At 45.9% G+C, this 18,371-nt stretch carries 15 protein-coding genes; 8 read left to right on the top strand and 7 right to left on the bottom strand.

From position 1 onward, the window contains the following. The 6 genes from atpH (at window position 1) to glmU (ending at window position 6,429) form a co-directional block, all read left to right on the top strand. Window positions 1-534 carry a F0F1 ATP synthase subunit delta gene (gene atpH / locus OCV36_RS16265; protein ID WP_017073831.1) on the top strand — a complete coding sequence of 178 codons (534 nt, stop codon included), beginning with the start codon at window positions 1-3 and terminating at the stop codon, window positions 532-534. Between the two features lie 13 nt (window positions 535-547). Beyond that, complete coding sequence (atpA, locus tag OCV36_RS16260) at window positions 548-2,089, top strand: F0F1 ATP synthase subunit alpha (RefSeq protein ID WP_029224897.1); 1,542 nt, start codon at window positions 548-550, stop codon at window positions 2,087-2,089. Between the two features lie 48 nt (window positions 2,090-2,137). After that, window positions 2,138-3,004 carry a F0F1 ATP synthase subunit gamma gene (gene atpG, locus OCV36_RS16255; RefSeq protein ID WP_017073833.1) on the top strand — a complete coding sequence of 289 codons (867 nt, stop codon included), beginning with the start codon at window positions 2,138-2,140 and terminating at the stop codon, window positions 3,002-3,004. Between the two features lie 34 nt (window positions 3,005-3,038). Beyond that, window positions 3,039-4,442, top strand: a complete 1,404-nt coding sequence (gene atpD, locus OCV36_RS16250; protein WP_017073834.1) for a F0F1 ATP synthase subunit beta — start codon at window positions 3,039-3,041, stop codon at window positions 4,440-4,442. Window positions 4,443-4,460: 18 nt separating this feature from the next. After that, on the top strand, window positions 4,461-4,883 hold the full coding sequence (locus OCV36_RS16245) for a F0F1 ATP synthase subunit epsilon (protein ID WP_004735742.1): 423 nt from the start codon (window positions 4,461-4,463) through the stop codon (window positions 4,881-4,883). Between the two features lie 184 nt (window positions 4,884-5,067). Further along, window positions 5,068-6,429 carry a bifunctional UDP-N-acetylglucosamine diphosphorylase/glucosamine-1-phosphate N-acetyltransferase GlmU gene (glmU, locus tag OCV36_RS16240; protein ID WP_102554514.1) on the top strand — a complete coding sequence of 454 codons (1,362 nt, stop codon included), beginning with the start codon at window positions 5,068-5,070 and terminating at the stop codon, window positions 6,427-6,429. 138 nt (window positions 6,430-6,567) lie between these two features. Here the strand turns inward: glmU and punC are convergent, their stop codons facing one another. Next, the gene (punC, locus tag OCV36_RS16235; RefSeq protein WP_102554513.1) at window positions 6,568-7,779 is read right to left on the bottom strand and encodes a purine nucleoside transporter PunC; all 1,212 of its coding nucleotides are present in this window, start codon (window positions 7,777-7,779) and stop codon (window positions 6,568-6,570) included. Window positions 7,780-7,942: 163 nt separating this feature from the next. Between punC and punR the strand changes: the two genes are divergently transcribed. Next, on the top strand, window positions 7,943-8,857 hold the full coding sequence (gene punR / locus OCV36_RS16230) for a DNA-binding transcriptional activator PunR (protein WP_017073837.1): 915 nt from the start codon (window positions 7,943-7,945) through the stop codon (window positions 8,855-8,857). A 97-nt stretch (window positions 8,858-8,954) separates the two neighbouring features. Here the strand turns inward: punR and ilvA are convergent, their stop codons facing one another. Genes ilvA through ilvG form a run of 5 tightly spaced genes read right to left on the bottom strand, consistent with a single transcriptional unit; the run spans window position 8,955 to window position 15,291 of the window. After that, window positions 8,955-10,499, bottom strand: coding sequence for a threonine ammonia-lyase, biosynthetic (gene ilvA / locus OCV36_RS16225; protein WP_135458800.1), 1,545 nt, complete (start codon window positions 10,497-10,499; stop codon window positions 8,955-8,957). A 3-nt stretch (window positions 10,500-10,502) separates the two neighbouring features. After that, complete coding sequence (gene ilvD, locus OCV36_RS16220) at window positions 10,503-12,344, bottom strand: dihydroxy-acid dehydratase (RefSeq protein ID WP_017073839.1); 1,842 nt, start codon at window positions 12,342-12,344, stop codon at window positions 10,503-10,505. Between the two features lie 33 nt (window positions 12,345-12,377). Next, window positions 12,378-13,346 carry a branched-chain amino acid transaminase gene (locus tag OCV36_RS16215; RefSeq protein ID WP_102554511.1) on the bottom strand — a complete coding sequence of 323 codons (969 nt, stop codon included), beginning with the start codon at window positions 13,344-13,346 and terminating at the stop codon, window positions 12,378-12,380. A gap of 12 nt (window positions 13,347-13,358) precedes the next feature. Next, entirely contained in the window at window positions 13,359-13,643 is a 285-nt protein-coding gene (ilvM, locus tag OCV36_RS16210) for an acetolactate synthase 2 small subunit (RefSeq protein ID WP_017073841.1), read from the bottom strand. Between the two features lies 1 nt (window position 13,644). Then, complete coding sequence (ilvG, locus tag OCV36_RS16205) at window positions 13,645-15,291, bottom strand: acetolactate synthase 2 catalytic subunit (RefSeq protein ID WP_135458797.1); 1,647 nt, start codon at window positions 15,289-15,291, stop codon at window positions 13,645-13,647. A 471-nt stretch (window positions 15,292-15,762) separates the two neighbouring features. On the opposite strand from ilvG, the gene OCV36_RS16200 reads away from it, so the two are divergent. Further along, window positions 15,763-17,286, top strand: a complete 1,524-nt coding sequence (locus OCV36_RS16200; protein ID WP_135458795.1) for a YifB family Mg chelatase-like AAA ATPase — start codon at window positions 15,763-15,765, stop codon at window positions 17,284-17,286. Between the two features lie 127 nt (window positions 17,287-17,413). Here OCV36_RS16200 and OCV36_RS16195 read toward each other — a convergent pair whose 3' ends face one another. Continuing rightward, window positions 17,414-18,367, bottom strand: a complete 954-nt coding sequence (locus OCV36_RS16195) for a DUF2860 domain-containing protein (protein WP_135458794.1) — start codon at window positions 18,365-18,367, stop codon at window positions 17,414-17,416. Window positions 18,368-18,371 lie beyond the last annotated feature (4 nt).

Below are 18,371 nucleotides of genomic sequence, written 5' to 3'. Positions count from 1 at the left end.
ATGTCTGATTTGACTACAATCGCACGCCCCTATGCTAAAGCAGCGTTTGACTTTGCGGTAGATAAAGGTGAGCTAGACCAATGGGGTCAAATGCTTACTTTTGCTGCCGAAGTGGCACAAAATGATGATGTTCATAATTTATTAAGCAGTTCTATGACTGCTGAAAAGTTAGCTGAAGTATTCATTGTAATTTGTGGCGAACAATTTGATGAATTCGGCCAAAACTTAATTAAAGTGATGGCAGAGAATGGTCGTTTAATGGCCTTTCCTGATGTTTGTAAACAGTTCTTATTGCTTAAACAAGAGCATGAGAAAGAAATCGACGTTGAAGTAACTTCAGCCGTTGAGCTTTCTGAAGAACAACGTACAAGCATCATCAGCAAATTGGAACTGCGCCTAGCGCGCAAAGTTCAGCTGAATTGCAGTATAGATGAGACTCTACTTAGTGGAGTTATTATTCGAGCCGGAGACCTAGTCATCGATAACTCAGCGCGCAGTCGTTTAGACCGCCTGAGCGATGCATTGCAGTCTTAATGGGGATTGGAGCATGCAACTTAATTCCACTGAAATTAGCGATCTAATTAAACAACGTATTGAATCTTTCGACGTTGTTAGTGAAGCTCGCAATGAAGGTACTATCGTTTCTGTAAGCGATGGCATCCTTAGCATTCACGGCCTAGCGGACGTGATGCAAGGTGAAATGATCGAACTACCGGGTGGCCGTTACGCGCTAGCACTAAACTTGAACCGTGATTCGGTTGGTGCTGTTGTAATGGGCCCGTATGCTGACCTACAGGAAGGCATGAAAGTTACAGGTACTGGTCGTATTCTTGAAGTACCAGTAGGTCCTGAAATGCTTGGCCGTGTTGTAAACACGCTAGGTGAGCCAATTGATGGCAAAGGTCCTATCGAAGCGAAATTAACTTCGCCTGTAGAAATTATCGCACCAGGTGTAATCGAGCGTAAATCGGTAGATCAACCTGTTCAAACTGGTTACAAGTCAGTTGACTCAATGATCCCTATCGGTCGTGGTCAACGTGAACTAGTAATCGGTGACCGTCAGACTGGTAAAACAGCAATGGCGATCGATGCGATTATTAACCAGAAAGACTCTGGTATTTTCTCTATCTACGTAGCTATCGGCCAAAAAGCGTCGACTATTGCTAACGTAGTTCGCAAATTAGAAGAGCACGGCGCACTGGCTAACACTGTTGTTGTTGTTGCATCGGCTTCTGAATCTGCAGCGCTGCAATATCTTGCACCGTATGCTGGTTGTGCGATGGGTGAATACTTCCGTGACCGCGGCGAAGACGCATTGATTGTTTATGATGATCTATCTAAGCAAGCGGTAGCTTACCGTCAAATTTCACTACTACTTAAGCGTCCACCTGGCCGTGAAGCGTTCCCTGGTGATGTTTTCTACCTTCACTCTCGTCTACTAGAGCGTGCTGCTCGTGTAAGCGAAGCATACGTAGAAAAGTTCACTAACGGAGAAGTGACAGGCAAGACTGGTTCTTTAACCGCTCTTCCTATCATCGAAACGCAAGCTGGTGACGTATCTGCATTCGTACCAACGAACGTAATCTCGATTACTGATGGTCAGATCTTCCTACAAACTGAGCTATTCAACGCGGGCGTACGTCCAGCTGTTGACCCAGGTATCTCAGTTTCTCGTGTAGGTGGTTCGGCGCAGACTAAAATCATCAAGAAGCTATCAGGTGGTATCCGTACCGCTCTAGCTCAATACCGTGAACTTGCAGCATTTGCACAGTTCTCATCGGATCTTGATGAAGCGACCAAAAAGCAACTAGACCACGGTCAAAAAGTTACAGAACTGATGAAGCAGAAACAATATGCTCCTATGTCTGTATTTGACCAAGCTCTAGTAATCTTCGCTGCAGAGCGTGGATACCTTCAAGACGTAGAACTTTCTAAAGTTCTAGATTTTGAAGCTGCTTTACTGTCGTTTGCTCGTGGTCAATACGCTGATCTAGCAACACAGATCGACGCAACGGGTGCTTTCAACAAAGAAATCGAAGCTGAGCTGAAGAAGCTTGTTGACGATTTCAAGGCAACCCAGACCTGGTAATTGGTAGGTGGTCTTAGGGCCACCTCATACCATTAACGGAGAGTAACGATGGCCGGCGCAAAAGAGATACGTAATAAAATCGGTAGTGTTAAAAGCACACAGAAGATTACGAAAGCAATGGAAATGGTAGCAGCTTCGAAAATGCGTCGATCTCAAGACGCAATGGAAGCTACTCGTCCATATGCAGAAACAATGCGTAAAGTGATCGGTCATTTGGCTAATGGTAGCCTCGAGTATAAGCATCCTTATCTTGAGGAACGTGAAGCCAAACGTGTTGGTTACATCATCGTTTCTACAGACCGTGGTCTTTGTGGTGGTTTGAACATTAACTTGTTCAAGAAAGCTATGAATGACATGAAAGATTGGTCTGAGAAAGGTGCTGATGTAGAACTTGCAATTGTAGGTACTAAAGCAACAGCATTTTTCAATAACAGCGGCGCAAAAGTAGCAGCTCAAGTTTCTGGTCTGGGTGATCGCCCAAGCCTTGAAGATTTGATTGGCTCTGTAAGCGTTATGCTGAAGAAATATGATGAAGGTGAATTGGATCGCCTGTTCGTAGTGTTTAACAGATTTGAAAACACTATGGTTCAAGAACCAACGATCGATCAATTACTTCCTTTGCCTAAATCAGATAGCGAAGAAATGAAACGCAGTCATTCTTGGGACTACATTTATGAGCCCGAGCCAAAACCACTACTAGATGCACTATTAGTTCGATACGTCGAATCTCAAGTGTATCAAGGTGTGGTCGAGAATCTTGCTTGTGAGCAAGCGGCTCGAATGATTGCAATGAAATCAGCAACAGATAACGCTGGTGACATTATTGATGACTTAGAACTTGTGTATAACAAAGCCCGTCAATCGGCGATTACACAAGAACTTTCTGAGATCGTTTCAGGCGCAGCTGCGGTTTAAGCTTAGGTAAAACTAAATAGTTAGAGGATTAACGATGGCTACAGGTAAGATCGTACAGATCATTGGTGCGGTAGTCGACGTAGAGTTCCCACAGGGCGAAGTACCTCGTGTATACGATGCTCTGAATGTTAATGAAGTGACAGAACGTCTAGTTCTTGAAGTTCAGCAACAACTTGGCGGTGGCGTAGTACGCGCAATCGTAATGGGTAGCTCTGATGGTTTACGTCGTGGTTTGACAGTTGAAAATACTGGCGCTCCAATCTCGGTACCAGTAGGTACTAAGACACTTGGTCGTATCATGAACGTCCTAGGTGACGCAATTGATGAGTGTGGTGAAATCGGTGCTGAAGAGCATTACGCAATTCACCGCGAAGCTCCAAGCTACGAAGAGCAGTCTAACGAGACTTCTCTTCTAGAAACTGGTGTTAAAGTAATCGACTTGATTTGTCCATTCGCTAAGGGTGGTAAAATCGGTCTATTCGGTGGTGCTGGTGTAGGTAAGACCGTTAACATGATGGAACTTATCAACAACATCGCACTTCAACACTCAGGCCTATCTGTATTTGCAGGTGTAGGTGAGCGTACTCGTGAAGGTAACGATTTCTACTTTGAAATGCAGGAAGCTGGTGTTGTAAACATCGAAAATCCTGAAGAATCAAAAGTAGCGATGGTTTACGGTCAGATGAACGAGCCACCAGGTAACCGTCTACGTGTTGCACTGACTGGTCTAACAATGGCAGAACGTTTCCGTGACGAAGGTCGTGACGTTCTACTGTTTGTTGATAACATCTACCGTTACACACTAGCAGGTACTGAAGTATCAGCACTTCTAGGTCGTATGCCTTCTGCGGTAGGTTACCAACCTACACTAGCTGAAGAAATGGGTGTTCTACAAGAGCGTATCACGTCAACTAAAGCTGGTTCTATCACGTCTGTACAGGCGGTATATGTACCTGCGGATGACTTGACTGACCCGTCTCCAGCAACAACGTTCGCTCACTTAGATGCAACGGTAGTACTTAACCGTAATATCGCATCTATGGGTCTATACCCAGCGATCGACCCGCTAGATTCTACTTCACGTCAACTGGATCCATTGGTAGTTGGACAAGAGCACTACGACATCGCTCGTGGCGTTCAGTCTACTCTTCAGCGCTATAAAGAGCTGAAAGATATCATTGCTATCCTAGGTATGGATGAGCTATCTGAAACAGATAAGCAAGTCGTATCTCGTGCTCGTAAGATTGAGAAGTTCCTAACTCAGCCTTACCACGTAGCGGAAGTATTTACAGGTGACCCAGGCGTTTACGTACCTCTTAAAGAGACTCTACGTGGCTTCCAAGGTCTACTATCTGGTGAATACGATGACATTCCAGAGCAAGCGTTCATGTACTGTGGTGCAATTGACGAAGCTATTGAGAATGCTAAGAAGCTATAAGGCTAACTAGGAGGCGATATGGCAGCAATAACCTTTCACCTAGACGTTGTAAGTGCAGAGAAACAAATTTTCTCTGGTCTTGTTGAGACGTTTCAGGTGACCGGTAGTGAAGGTGAACTTGGTATTTTCCATGGTCATACTCCACTGCTGACCGCTATCAAGCCTGGTATGGTGCGTATTGTTAAGCAGCACGGTCACGAAGAAATTATTTATGTTTCTGGTGGCATGGTAGAAGTTCAACCTGGTACAGCGACTGTACTGGCTGATACGGCTATCCGTGGTGAAGAACTAGACGCAGCAAAGGCAGAAGAAGCTAAGCGCAAGGCTGTGGAGAATATCCAAAATCAGCATGGCGACATAGACTTCGCACAAGCGGCCGGTGAACTGGCTAAAGCCATTGCTCAGTTACGAGTTATCGAACTGACAAAACAGCGCCGTTAATCTTTTATAAGATTATTGGTTCTGTAATAAAGGCGACCTTAGGGTCGCCTTTTTGCTTTTCTGGAATCTCGGAAATGTTCAGTTTTACGTATCAGTAATGGTTTAGTTGCCATTGATATTTAATTTTTTGGCTAAAAACGGTTACAATATCGGCTTAATAAAAATAATGTTGGATAGGTTTACAATGAAGTTTAGCGCGGTAATTCTCGCAGCGGGCAAAGGCACACGCATGTATTCAAACACACCAAAGGTTCTGCATACTCTTGCGGGTAAGCCGATGGTTAAACATGTTATCGATACATGTAATGGTCTTGGTGCTCAAAACATCCACTTGGTCTACGGTCATGGTGGTGAGCAGATGAAGTCTACGCTAGCGAGCGAGACGGTTAACTGGGCACTGCAAGCTGAACAGTTAGGTACTGGCCACGCGGTCGATCAGGCATCAGCACATTTCGCTGATGATGAAAAAGTACTCGTGCTATACGGTGATGTTCCGCTAATCTCGCCAGAAACCATTGAAAACCTATTAGACGCTCAACCAAACGGTGGTATTGCATTACTTACTGTCGTTCTAGATAACCCTATGGGTTACGGTCGTATCATTCGTCGCAACGGTCCTGTAGTGGCTATTGTTGAGCAGAAAGATGCATCCGATGAGCAGAAGCTTATCAAAGAGATTAATACTGGCGTTATGGTTGCAACGGGTGGTGACCTTAAGCGTTGGCTATCAGGCTTAAGCAATGACAACGCACAAGGTGAGTACTACCTGACAGACGTTATTGCAGCGGCTCACGATGAAGGCCGTGCGGTTGAAGCGGTTCACCCTGTAAACCCAATTGAAGTTGAAGGCGTTAACGATCGTTCTCAACTGGCTCGTTTAGAGCGCGCTTACCAAGCGGAACAAGCAGACAAACTATTGAAGCAAGGCGTAATGCTTCGCGATCCTAGTCGCTTTGACCTACGTGGTGAGCTTCAATGTGGTATGGATGTTGAGATTGATACTAACGTTATCATCGAAGGCAGCGTAAGCATTGGTGATAACGTGGTTATCGGCACTGGTTGTGTATTGAAAGACTGTGAGATTGATGACAACACTATCGTGCGCCCATACAGCGTAATCGAAGGTGCGACAATTGGTGAAGACTGTACGGTTGGTCCATTCACTCGCTTACGTCCAGGTGCCGACATGCGTAATAATTCGCACGTGGGTAACTTCGTAGAAGTGAAGAATACGCGTCTAGGTGAAGGTTCAAAAGCCAACCACCTGACTTACCTTGGCGATGCAGAAATTGGTCAGCGTGTAAACGTTGGCGCTGGTGCTATCACTTGTAACTATGATGGTGCTAACAAGTTTAAGACCATTATTGGCGATGACGTATTTGTCGGTTCAGATAGCCAGTTAATCGCTCCAGTAACGATTGGAAACGGTGCCACTGTTGGTGCGGGTTCTACAGTAACTCGTGATGTTTCTGAAAACGAACTTGTTATTAGCCGCGCTAAAGAACGCAAGATTGCGAATTGGCAGCGTCCGGTTAAGAAAAAATAGCCTCACTATAAATCAGATGATTGCGATAGAGCCAATAGCACTGCTACTGACTTTTTCTAAATTATCCTAGATGCAAAAAAGAGCGAGTAATCTCGCTCTTTTTTTGTTTTCGTGAAACTAGAAACTAGAAACTAAAAGTTAGTCTTGTTTCTCATCTGCCACTACACGAGAGTTATCCGGTGTAGCGAAGTGTTCAGACAGTTCTTTGTTTGAAATGATGTAGCCAACCCACAATGCGCCCAAACAAATAACCACCGCAATACCAGTAGCGCTTAGCGCTTGGCTCGCCATTGCTGCCACTAATGCACTTGCTAGGCCACTGATACTGATTTGCAGGCTGTTTTGCAAGCCAGCGGCTGTTGCTGGGCTTTGTCTTGCGCTTGATAAGGCACGGTTAACGACGATTGGGTAAAGTGCACCATTCGCTACAGCAATCAAACAGAAAGGCGCTAGTAAAGGCCAGATAGACGTCAACTCCCATTGTGATGCAATGAAAATAAGCATCGCAGCAACGCTGAACAAGCCAATAAGGTTACGTAATACTGGGCCATCACCGTATTTCTTCACCGCTTGCTTACCGAAGTAACCACCCGCCATGAATGCGATTGTTTGTGGGATAAAGCTAAGGCCGATGTCTTTTGCTTCATAACCTAGCTGAGCCATGATCTCTGGCATACCTGTTAAGTAAGCGAAGAACGCAGCTGATGCCGATGCAAACATCAAAACATTACCCATGTAAGGTTTTGATTTAAGAAGCGCTTTGATGTCTGTTTTGATCGACGTCTGTTTTACTTCTGGTGCTTCTTTTGGTTGAGCCATTGTTGTTGCGATCAACAGTGCTCCCATCAACGTTAACGTGATGAAGATACTATGCCAACCGAAGCTATCTGCCAGTAACACACCCAGTTGAGGTGCTAGTGCTGGTGACAACGCGACCAACGGCATGATGGTCGCAAAAATTTGCTGGCTGCTGCTTTGAGAGTAACGCTTAATAACCATTGCTTGCCAAATTACCGCAGGAGCACATACGCCGATCGCTTGGATAAAGCGCAATGTTAGTAGGTGCCATACTTCGGTGCTGAATGCCAAACCGAATGAAGCTGCAGTAAATATAACTAGACCAAGTGCTAGCGTATTGCGGTGACCATATTTGTCACTCGCTAGCCCCCAAAGAAGCTGACCCATCGCCATGCCGCCAAGGAATACGGTTAGAGACAGTGCAATCTGCTCTGGACCGGTTGCGAAATCGATTTCCATTGCCTTAAATGCAGGGAGGTACATATCAGTCGCAATAAAACCAAGCATTGAGAGTACTGCAAGGTAAACCAATTGAAATTTAGAAATATTCATAAGATGCCATTAAACTAAAGGTAGTGATGTTTTTATCATCAAAAAAATTGTTTGATAATCAGAGGTGAAAGTCCCTGTTTATTTATGCTGACATTCTATTTTTTAGAGCTGATAAAATAAAACGCTAAAATATGTGGTTATCAATCAAAAAATTTGAAGGCTTATGTTCTCTAAATCCTCTTTAGAAATGCTCGATACTGTTGCTCGCTTGGGCAGCTTCACTGCAGCTGCAGAACAATTGCATAAAGTGCCATCTGCGATCAGTTATGGTGTTAGGCAAGTAGAGCAAGAGCTTGATGTATTACTTTTCAGACGCTTACCGAGAAAAGTTGAGCTGACCCCTGCGGGTGAGTTATTTATCGAAGAGGCTCGTTTACTGCTCCGACAAATGGAGGAACTCAGTGCCCAGACTCGACGAGCAGCGCGTGGCTGGAAAAAAACTCTGCGCCTAACGCTCGATAATGTGGTTAAGCTCGATAAGATGAAGCCGATGATTGAAGAATTCTATCAAACGTTTGATTTTGCAGAACTTCAGATCAACATGGAGGTGTTTAATGGCTCTTGGGAAGCAATAGCGCAAGGCAGAGCGGATATCGTTATTGGCGCAACTTCAGCAATTCCGGTAGGCGGAGACTTTGAGGTTAGAGACATGGGGCAACTAGACTGGGCATTTGTGATGTCACCAAGCCACGCGTGTGTACGAGAGCAAAACCTCGATGAAGCTTTTGTTAGCCAGTACCCTGCAATATGTTTGGATGATACCTCGAGCGTGCTACCTAAGCGACACACAGGGCACTTTGCGAATCAAAGACGGCTGTTGTTACCTAATTGGTATAGCGCGATTGAATGCCTTAAAAATGGCGTAGGGGTTGGTTACATGCCAAGACACATTGCCGCGCCTATTATTGAGCAAGGTTTGCTGGTGGAGAAAATATTACCTGAGCCTAGCCCGCAGAGTCACTGCTGTTTGGTGTGGCGAAAAGACGATAACCATAAATTGATCGAATGGATGGTCAAATACCTAGGATCAAGTGAACAGCTTCATCAAGATTGGTTGGATCATCGTAAAGCACTTTAGTGATCTTTGTGTGAGGATCCTTTGGGGTTGAATTTATTTTTTCACCCATAAAAAGAGCGAGTAAATACTCGCTCTTTTTGGTTCGATAGCTTAACTCTTAAGACAAGAAGAACTTGTAGGAAGGGTTATCGGTTTCATCTTTGCATTGGTAGCCAAGTTCTTCTAAATGTTTAGAAAACTGAGCCAAATCGTCATCACCGAGTTCAAAACCACACAACACACGACCGTAATCAGCGCCGTGGTTACGATAGTTGAACAGGCTGATATTCCAGTGGGTACCTAAGGTATCAAGGAATTTAATCAATGCTCCTGGATATTCAGGGAACTCAAAGCTGTATAAGCGCTCTTTCAATGGTTTCGATGGTTTTCCGCCAATCATGTAACGAATGTGCAGTTTTGCCATCTCATCATCAGAGAGATCGACAACTGCATAGTCACCTTCACGTAGGTCATTGATGATGTGTTGTAGTTCTTCTTGGCCGCCTTGTAGGCGTACACCAACGAATATATTCGCTAGGCTTTCGTCGTTATGGCGGTAGTTAAACTCCGTCACTGCGCGTCCACCAATCAGATTGCAGAACTCTAAGAATGCACCTTGTCGTTCTGGAATCGTAACCGCAAGCAGACCTTCTCGCTTCTCACCTAATTCGCAACGCTCAGACACATAACGTAGACCGTGGAAGTTGGTGTTAGCACCAGAAAGTACCGTTGCCAGTTGCTTACCTTGCAGTTGGTTTTGCTCGGCAAACTTCTTAAGACCTGCCAGAGCAAGTGCTCCTGAAGGTTCAGCAATGGCACGAGTATCTTCAAAGATGTCTTTAACCGCAGAGCAAATCTCATCGCTAGAAACAGCTATGTGGCCATCAATGTACTGTTGGCAAAGGCGGAAAGTCTCTTCACCAATACGTTTAACCGCTACACCATCTGCAAACATACTGACCTGATCAAGCACGACTGGCTCACCGGCATCCAGTGCCGCTTTCAAGCAAGATGAATCTTCAGGTTCAACCGCGATGACTTTAATTTCAGGCATTAGTTGTTTTACCAACACAGCAACGCCAGCAGCTAAGCCTCCGCCACCCACTGGCACAAAGATATAATCCATGTGGCCATTTTGCTGCAGCATCTCCATGCCCATCGTACCTTGCCCAGCAATCACCAGTGGGTGATCAAAAGGAGGAACAAAGGTGAAACCATGTTCATCAGCAAGGCGTTCTGCCTCTGTTTTAGCTTCATCAAAATTGTTGCCATGCAGCACTACATTGCCGCCAAACCCACGTACCGCATCAACCTTGATATCAGGTGTGGTTTTTGGCATCACAATCGTGGTCTGAATACCCAATTTAGAACCCGACAGCGCCATGCCTTGGGCGTGGTTACCTGCCGATGCTGCAATCACACCAGCAGCTTTCTGTTGTTCAGAGAGGCTTGATACCATGTTGTAGGCACCACGCAACTTGAATGAGTGTACCGGCTGACGGTCTTCTCGCTTTAGCTGAACCTGATTTCCGATACGAGCACTTAGACGTGGCATATCTTGCAGGGGAGTCACAATCGCCGCTTCGTAAACCGGTGCTCTCAATATCTGACGCAGGTAATCTGCGCCAGTTTGTTTCTGGGGACTGGACGTGTCATCACTCATAGATTAGCCCTCAAGTTTAGACTTATCACGTACCGCGCCTTTGTCGGCACTTGTTGCCATGCTTGCGTAAGCTTTAAGTGCGAATGACACTTCACGCTGACGGTTTTCTGGCTTCCAACCCAATGTATCTTGTTTAGCGCGGCGTTCTTCTAGCTCGGCTTCAGGTACATCAAGCGTGATTGAACGGTTAGGGATATCGATAGTGATGATATCACCTGTGTTCACTAGACCAATGACGCCGCCACTTGCTGCTTCAGGTGAAGCATGGCCGATGGATAGACCAGATGTACCACCAGAGAAACGTCCGTCAGTTAGCAGCGCACAAGATTTACCTAAGCCCATTGATTTTAGGTAAGTGGTTGGGTAAAGCATTTCTTGCATACCCGGGCCACCTTTAGGACCTTCGTAACGAATAACGACCACTTCGCCGGCTTTTACTTTGCCCGCTAAGATGCCTTCTACTGCCGTATCTTGGCTTTCAAATACGATCGCAGGGCCTTGGAATTTAAGGTTATCTTCATCAACACCAGCAGTCTTAACGATGCAACCATCAACCGCGATGTTACCTGAAAGTACCGCTAGGCCACCTTCTTGGCTGAATGCGTTCTCTTTAGTACGAATACAACCTTCTTTGCGGTCATCATCAAGGCGGTCCCAACGACAGTCTTGTGAGAAAGCTTTGGTGGTACGGATACCAGCAGGACCAGCGCGGAAGAACTTAAGCACAGCTTCGTCTTCTGTCTGCATGATGTCGTACTGTGCGAGCTGCTCTTTCATGCTCAGACCAAGCACGGTGCGAGTTTGGTTGTTCAAAAGGCCTGCACGGTCAAGTTCACCTAGGATAGCCATTACGCCGCCAGCGCGGTGAACATCTTCCATGTGGTATTTAGGTGTTGAAGGTGCAACTTTACACAGGTGTGGAACGCGGCGAGACATGGCATCGATGTCATCCATATCGAAAGCAATGTCGCCTTCTTGAGCGGCAGCTAGAAGGTGAAGAACGGTGTTGCTTGAGCCACCCATTGCGATATCAAGCGCCATCGCATTATCAAAGGCTGCACGATTTGCGATATTGCGAGGCAGTGCTGAGTCATCATCTTGCTCGTAATAACGTTTAGTCAGATCGACGATACGTTTACCTGCATTGATGAATAGCTCTTCACGGTCTGCGTGGGTTGCCAGCATAGAACCGTTACCTGGCTGAGATAGACCAAGCGCTTCTGTTAGGCAGTTCATTGAGTTGGCAGTGAACATACCAGAGCATGAACCACATGTTGGACATGCAGAACGTTCAACTTGCTCACTTTGCTCGTCTGAAATTGTTGGATCGGCACCCTGAATCATTGCATCAACAAGGTCAAGCTTGATGATTTGGTCAGAAAGCTTGGTTTTACCTGCTTCCATTGGGCCGCCAGATACGAAGATCACTGGGATATTCAGGCGCATTGCTGCCATCATCATCCCTGGAGTGATTTTGTCACAGTTAGAGATACAAACCATTGCATCAGCACAGTGTGCATTAACCATGTATTCCACTGAGTCTGCGATAAGCTCACGCGATGGCAGTGAGTACAGCATGCCGCCGTGACCCATTGCGATACCATCATCTACAGCGATGGTGTTGAATTCTTTAGCGATACCGCCTGCTTTCTCGATTTCACCCGCGACCAGTTGACCCATATCTTTAAGGTGAACGTGGCCTGGTACGAATTGAGTGAAAGAGTTTACAACTGCGATGATTGGCTTACCGAAGTCATCATCTTTAACGCCAGTTGCACGCCATAAAGCGCGCGCACCAGCCATGTTGCGTCCGTGAGTAGTAGTTGCTGAACGATAGATTGGCATTGCTTAAATCCTTATAAAATATTTGGCTGTTGCTTACTTATTTGTCGGTGTTTGGTTTGTTGATGTGTGGTTTTCTGGGTAAACGTAGTCTAACCAGCCCCACTTATCTTCAGTGGTTCCATTGAATAAACCAAAGTAAGCCGCTTGAACTTTTTCAGTGATAGGGCCGCGTTTGCCTTCACCTACTGTAATTTTGTCTACACTGCGAACCGGAACGATTTCTGCCGCTGTGCCCGTCATGAATACTTCGTCTGCAAGATATAGCGCTTCACGAGCAATGTTTTCTTCACGGATTTCATAACCCATGTCTTTTGCTAGCGTCATGATCGAATCACGAGTGATACCCGGCAGAATTGCACTGGTCGCTGGTGGCGTTGATAAAATACCATCACGCACTACAAAGATGTTTTCGCCTGCACCTTCGGAAAGGTAGCCATCGACGCTCAGTGCGATACCTTCGTCGTAACCATTACGGCGTGCTTCACCACCAACTAGTAATGAAGATAGGTAGTTACCACCAGCTTTTGCGGCGGTAGGAATCGTGTTTGGAGCGGCACGGTTCCAGCTTGAAATCATCGCGTCCACACCATTTTCTAGTGCTTCTTCACCAAGGTAAGATCCCCAAGGGAACGCGGCGATGATTAGTTCCATCTCGGTGTCTTCTGGAGGGCAAACACCAAGGCCAACGTTACCAACAAAGCCCAACGGGCGAATGTAGGCTGACTCTAGCTTATTTTGACGTAGCGTTTCGCGAGTCGCTTCCATAATTTCTTCCTCAGTGTAAGGAATAGGGAAGCGGTATATTTTCGCTGAATTTTTAAGTCGTTTTGCGTGTTCAGGGTGGCGGAAGATAACCGGCCCTTTCGGCGTATTATAACAACGAACGCCTTCAAACACGGAAGTGCCGTAGTGCATAGCGTGAGTGAGAACGTGAACGTTCGCCTCTGCCCAAGGAACCATCTCACCGTTAAACCAAATATAGTCTGCTGTTTTAGCTGTCATGCTTACGGTTCCTTATGCATTTATCTTTTGTTGTAGGTTGTTATTTGGTAGTTCATTGCGGCTGATAGAGATAACGTCAACGGTACGCACATCCCATAGCTTTTCGATTTGATTCACTAAGAATGAAATCGGACGATCACTGTCTACAATGATCTCAACGCTCGCGACTTTGCTTTCTTGGTTTTGAGTTCCGGCTACTTGTTTAACGATGAAACCACGGTGACGGATGACACGAAGAACACGCTCTAGTAGTACAGGCTTATCATCAGCTTTGATGTCTAATAGGTATCTTTTCATATTATGTGTTCTCCAACATTTCACTGTTTGAAGCACCAGGTGGTACTAGTGGCCATACGTTTTCTTCTTCATCGATAAGCACATGAAGTAGATAAGCAGTTTTACTCTCAAGCATCTCTTTAAGAGCGGGTCCTACTTCTTCTTTGCGAGTGATGGTTTTTCCTGGGATATCAAACGCTTTTGCTAGCATCACAAAGTCAGGGTTGTCATCCAAAATCGTCTCACTGTGGCGACCATTAAAGAACAGTGATTGCCATTGGCGAACCATACCTAAGCGAGAGTTATTAAGAAGAACCATCTTCACTGGGATTTGGCGACGTTTTAATGTGCCAAGTTCTTGCACGTTCATCATGAAAGAACCATCACCAGAGATAAGAATAGATTGGTCATCAGGACGACCAACCGATGCGCCCATCGCAGCAGGTAAACCAAATCCCATGGTGCCTAAGCCGGCAGAGGTGATGAAGTTTTGCGGATCACGAGGCTGAATGTGCTGAGCGGCCCACATCTGGTGCTGGCCAACGTCAGTTGAAACCATAGAGCTTGCAGGCATCATATCTGATAGCTGCTTCAACAATAATGGAGCAAATATAAGATCGCCTGGGTGGTCGTAGCGCCATTTGAATGAGGTGCGTAGCCCTTCAGAGTGATGAACCCAAGAAGAGATGTCTTGGCTCAATTCTAGCTGAGGCATGATCTTGTTGATGTCACCGCGAATTGGCGCATCAGCAAGACGCAATTTACTGAACTCTGCCGCATCGATATCTATATGGATAACTTTAGCGTGCGGTGCAAAGGTATCGAGTTTGCCGGTTACTCGGTCATCAAAACGAGCACCAACAACAATCAATAAGTCACTTTCTTGAACCACTAGGTTAGCGGCTTTAGTGCCGTGCATACCAAGCATGCCAAGGTAGTGTGGGTCGTCACGTTCAATAGTGCCTAAGCCTTTGAGTGTGCTTACGGCAGGCATTGGGTTAAGGCGTAAAAACTCACGAACTGCATCGGTTGCTTTCGCCAGTTGAACGCCACCACCTACGTATAAAACAGGGCGAGTCGCTTGAGATAAGAAGTACTGAGCTTGTTCAATGGCATCCGTTGTCACAACAGGAAGTGCTGGTGGTGTAAATTCAGGAAGAATTTTTACAGGGGATTCTGCTAGTTGAACATCTTTAGCGATATCGACAATAACCGGACCGGGACGTCCTGCTTTCGCAACGATAAATGCTTCAGCCAATGTTGGCGCAAGATCTTCAATGTCGGTAACGAGGTAGCTGTGTTTAGTACATGACAGAGACATACCAATTACATCCATTTCTTGGAATGCATCAGTACCGATGTGGGAGCTAGCAACTTGACCAGTGATAGCGACGAGTGGGATGGAGTCCATAAAGGCATCAGCAAGACCTGTTACTAGGTTCGTTGCGCCTGGGCCTGAGGTTGCCATACAAACAGCCACGTCTTGTGTTGCACGCGCCATACCAATGGCAGCCATTGCAGCACCTTGTTCATGGCGACAAAGGATGTGTTCAACACCGCCGTCATAAAGAGCATCGTAGATTGGCATGATGGCACCACCTGGGTAACCAAATACGGTCTCAATACCTTGTTGCTTGAGTGCGGATACGACTAGTTCTGCGCCTTTCATCGTAATCCCTCCGTATTACCTTTATTTTGGTCATTGTTTCCGTTGTCTTTGCACATCTTGTGCTCCCATTCTTCCTGTAAATCGGCAAGGCCGAAAATAATAAAATTATAAAAATCGAATCGCTAAATTAGAAAAAACCCCCGGACTTTTCAGTGCGGGGGTTTTTTCTAATTCGTGGTTACTTTTTTCCCACTCGCCCCCGCGTAGTCTCAATAATGACTACGATAATCAGGTTAATCAGTGCGTAAATGCGAGCGTTAAATATCATAAAATTCGAGTTTTCTCGTTTATTGTCTTAAGTAAATGTCTACATCTCTAGTGTTATCACACAAATCTGCTGCATGACAAGGGAAATGTCATTCTTTTTTCACATTAAAACACCATTCCACCACGCTATATAACAACCTTATTGCTTTGGTGAGCAACGAATATCCAGAGTGAATACTTTTAAATCAAAGACAAAGGAATGTTATGGGACTCGCGATAATTCATAGCCGAGCTAGTGTGGGTGTAGAAGCACCTGAAGTGACTGTAGAGGTGCATATCAGCAATGGAATGCCCGGTTTTACGTTGGTGGGTTTACCTGAAACGACGGTCAAAGAATCTAAAGATCGAGTGAGAAGTGCCATTATTAATTCTCGCTTTGAGTTTCCATCGAAAAGAATTACGGTCAACTTAGCCCCAGCTGATTTACCCAAAGAGGGAGGACGTTTCGATCTGCCAATCGCGCTTGGGATTTTGGTGGCGTCGGATCAGTTACCGACATCAAAAATAGCTCAGCATGAATTTATCGGAGAATTAGCGTTATCAGGAGAGTTACGTTCTGTTAAAGGAGTATTACCAGCGACACTCGCTGCTGATAACGTGCAGCGGTGTTTAGTAGTTCCTCATCATAACGGTGATCAAGCTGCGCTAGTGGGTAAGGGTGCGCATAAATCAGCACAAACGTTATTGGAGGTTTGCGCGGACCTGTGTGGTCAGGCTCAACTAGGGTTGTATCGAACAGAGCATCATCATGTCGATGTGTCTGATAATCGTGACTTACAAGATATTATTGGCCAACAGCAAGGCAAGCGAGCATTAGAGATAGCAGCGGCCGGTAACCATAACTTGCTTTTCCTTGGCCCTCCCGGGACTGGCAAGACGATGCTGGCCTCGCGATTGCGCGATCTATTACCTGAGATGAGCAATGAAGAAGCGATGGAAACGGCTTCGGTAGCTTCTTTAACGCAACAAGAGATCAATCAGTACAACTGGAAGCAACGACCTTTCCGTTCCCCACACCATTCGAGTTCGATGGCAGCATTGGTCGGTGGTGGCTCGATACCTCGCCCTGGTGAGATATCTTTGGCGCATAATGGATTATTGTTTCTTGATGAGATGCCAGAATTTGAGCGTAAGGTGCTCGATTCATTGCGAGAGCCGCTAGAGTCGGGCGAGATCATTATTTCACGCGTGGCAGGTAAGACGCGTTTTCCGGCGCGCTTTCAATTGGTGGGTGCGCTTAACCCAAGCCCAACAGGATATTACGAAGGCAATCAAGCCCGAGCCAACCCGCAGATCATCTTGCGTTATCTCAATCGCTTATCGGGGCCATTGCTTGATCGCTTTGATATGTCTCTGGAGATCCCTTTATTGCCTAAAGGGATGTTAGCCGAAGGCGGCGATCGTGGAGAGACGACTAAAGTGGTCAAAGAGAGGGTCAAACAAGCGCGCCAGTTGATGTTAGCTAGGAACCATAAGTCGAATGCACTGCTAGGTAGCCGAGAAATCGAAAAGTATTGTCCATTAAGACGAGAAGATGCGGAGTTTCTAGAGACGGCGCTGCATCGATTAGGCTTATCGATTCGTGCTTATCATCGAATCATCAAGGTAGCGCGAACTATTGCAGACCTAGAGGGTAATGAGCAGATTGAAAAGAAGCACTTATCGGAGGCGCTTGGCTATCGAGCGATGGATCGCTTGCTGAAACAACTCTCGGCTCAAGCTGTGTAGTCATGCCAATCGTAGTAAATAACGGGTCATTTATTTACTGTGATTGGTATACAAACAAGAAAGCCTGCTTTTTACGCAGGCTTTCGTTGTTATGAACTAATGGCTATGAGCAAGCAGTGAAGCCTAACTAGAACTTGTAGTTCAAACCGACTGAAACGATGTATTGCGATTCATCGTAGAAGGTAATGTTTGAATCACTGGTGCCGTAGCCCGCAAGAGAGACAAACGACCAGTTTTCCCAATCCATAAATCGGTCATATTCATACGCGGCGAAAAGGTTAATGTTGTCATCGCTGCGAGTTTTGTCGTAAATCGAATTGTTAGCATCGTAAGAGCGCTGGTTGTAGCCTGCGGTTAATGCGTATTGATGGCGACCCATGCCACCAAATAAACTCACTTCACCACCAAATTGGTCGTAAGACTCAGCGTTGCCGTCGGCATCTCTTGTTTGATAAATGATCGATGGGATAAGCATCATGGTGCGGCTCAATGGAACGCGGTATTGGCCTTTCAGGTAGAAAGTTTCGGCATCACGCTGTAGAGCTTCTTCAACTCGATCATCTTTCACATCTTTAGTCGCGTAGGCCATGTCTAGCGAGAATGCAGAACCTGCGATGCTACTTAATTTTAAACGAAAGGCATTGCCGGTTTCATCGGTTTTGCTTCGAGCAACGCCTTCTGCGTATGGATTCGCCCAAGTTTCACCTGACATAATGGTTGGCAGAAGTGACGCGTCGATAGTCATGCCTGACTCTAGTTGGTATTTATAACCAACCTCTAGCACTACAGTACCGGTTGCCACATCATCACGAGCAGTACCTGTGTACACCTGGTGATTTAGCTTTTCACCAAAGGTGTAAGCGACACTGCCTAAAGGTGCGACAAGAAATGAGCTTTCAGATGAGGCTTTCTGTTTATTTGACGAGAGGGTGCTATCAGCATCGGTATTAAAATTTGAGGTGGAAGAGGTTACCCCGGTATTGATAGAGATTTCACCACTGAAACCTTGTTCGTCTGCAAGTTTGGCAAAGGCTGGCGAAGCAACAACGCTTAATGCGAGAAGTGTGATTTTTATTTTCATTTAA

This window comes from Vibrio echinoideorum, assembly GCF_024347455.1.
GTDB lineage: Bacteria > Pseudomonadota > Gammaproteobacteria > Enterobacterales > Vibrionaceae > Vibrio > Vibrio echinoideorum.
Note: the sequence above shows the minus strand (reverse complement) of the source record. Positions and strands in the feature narration are given on the sequence as shown.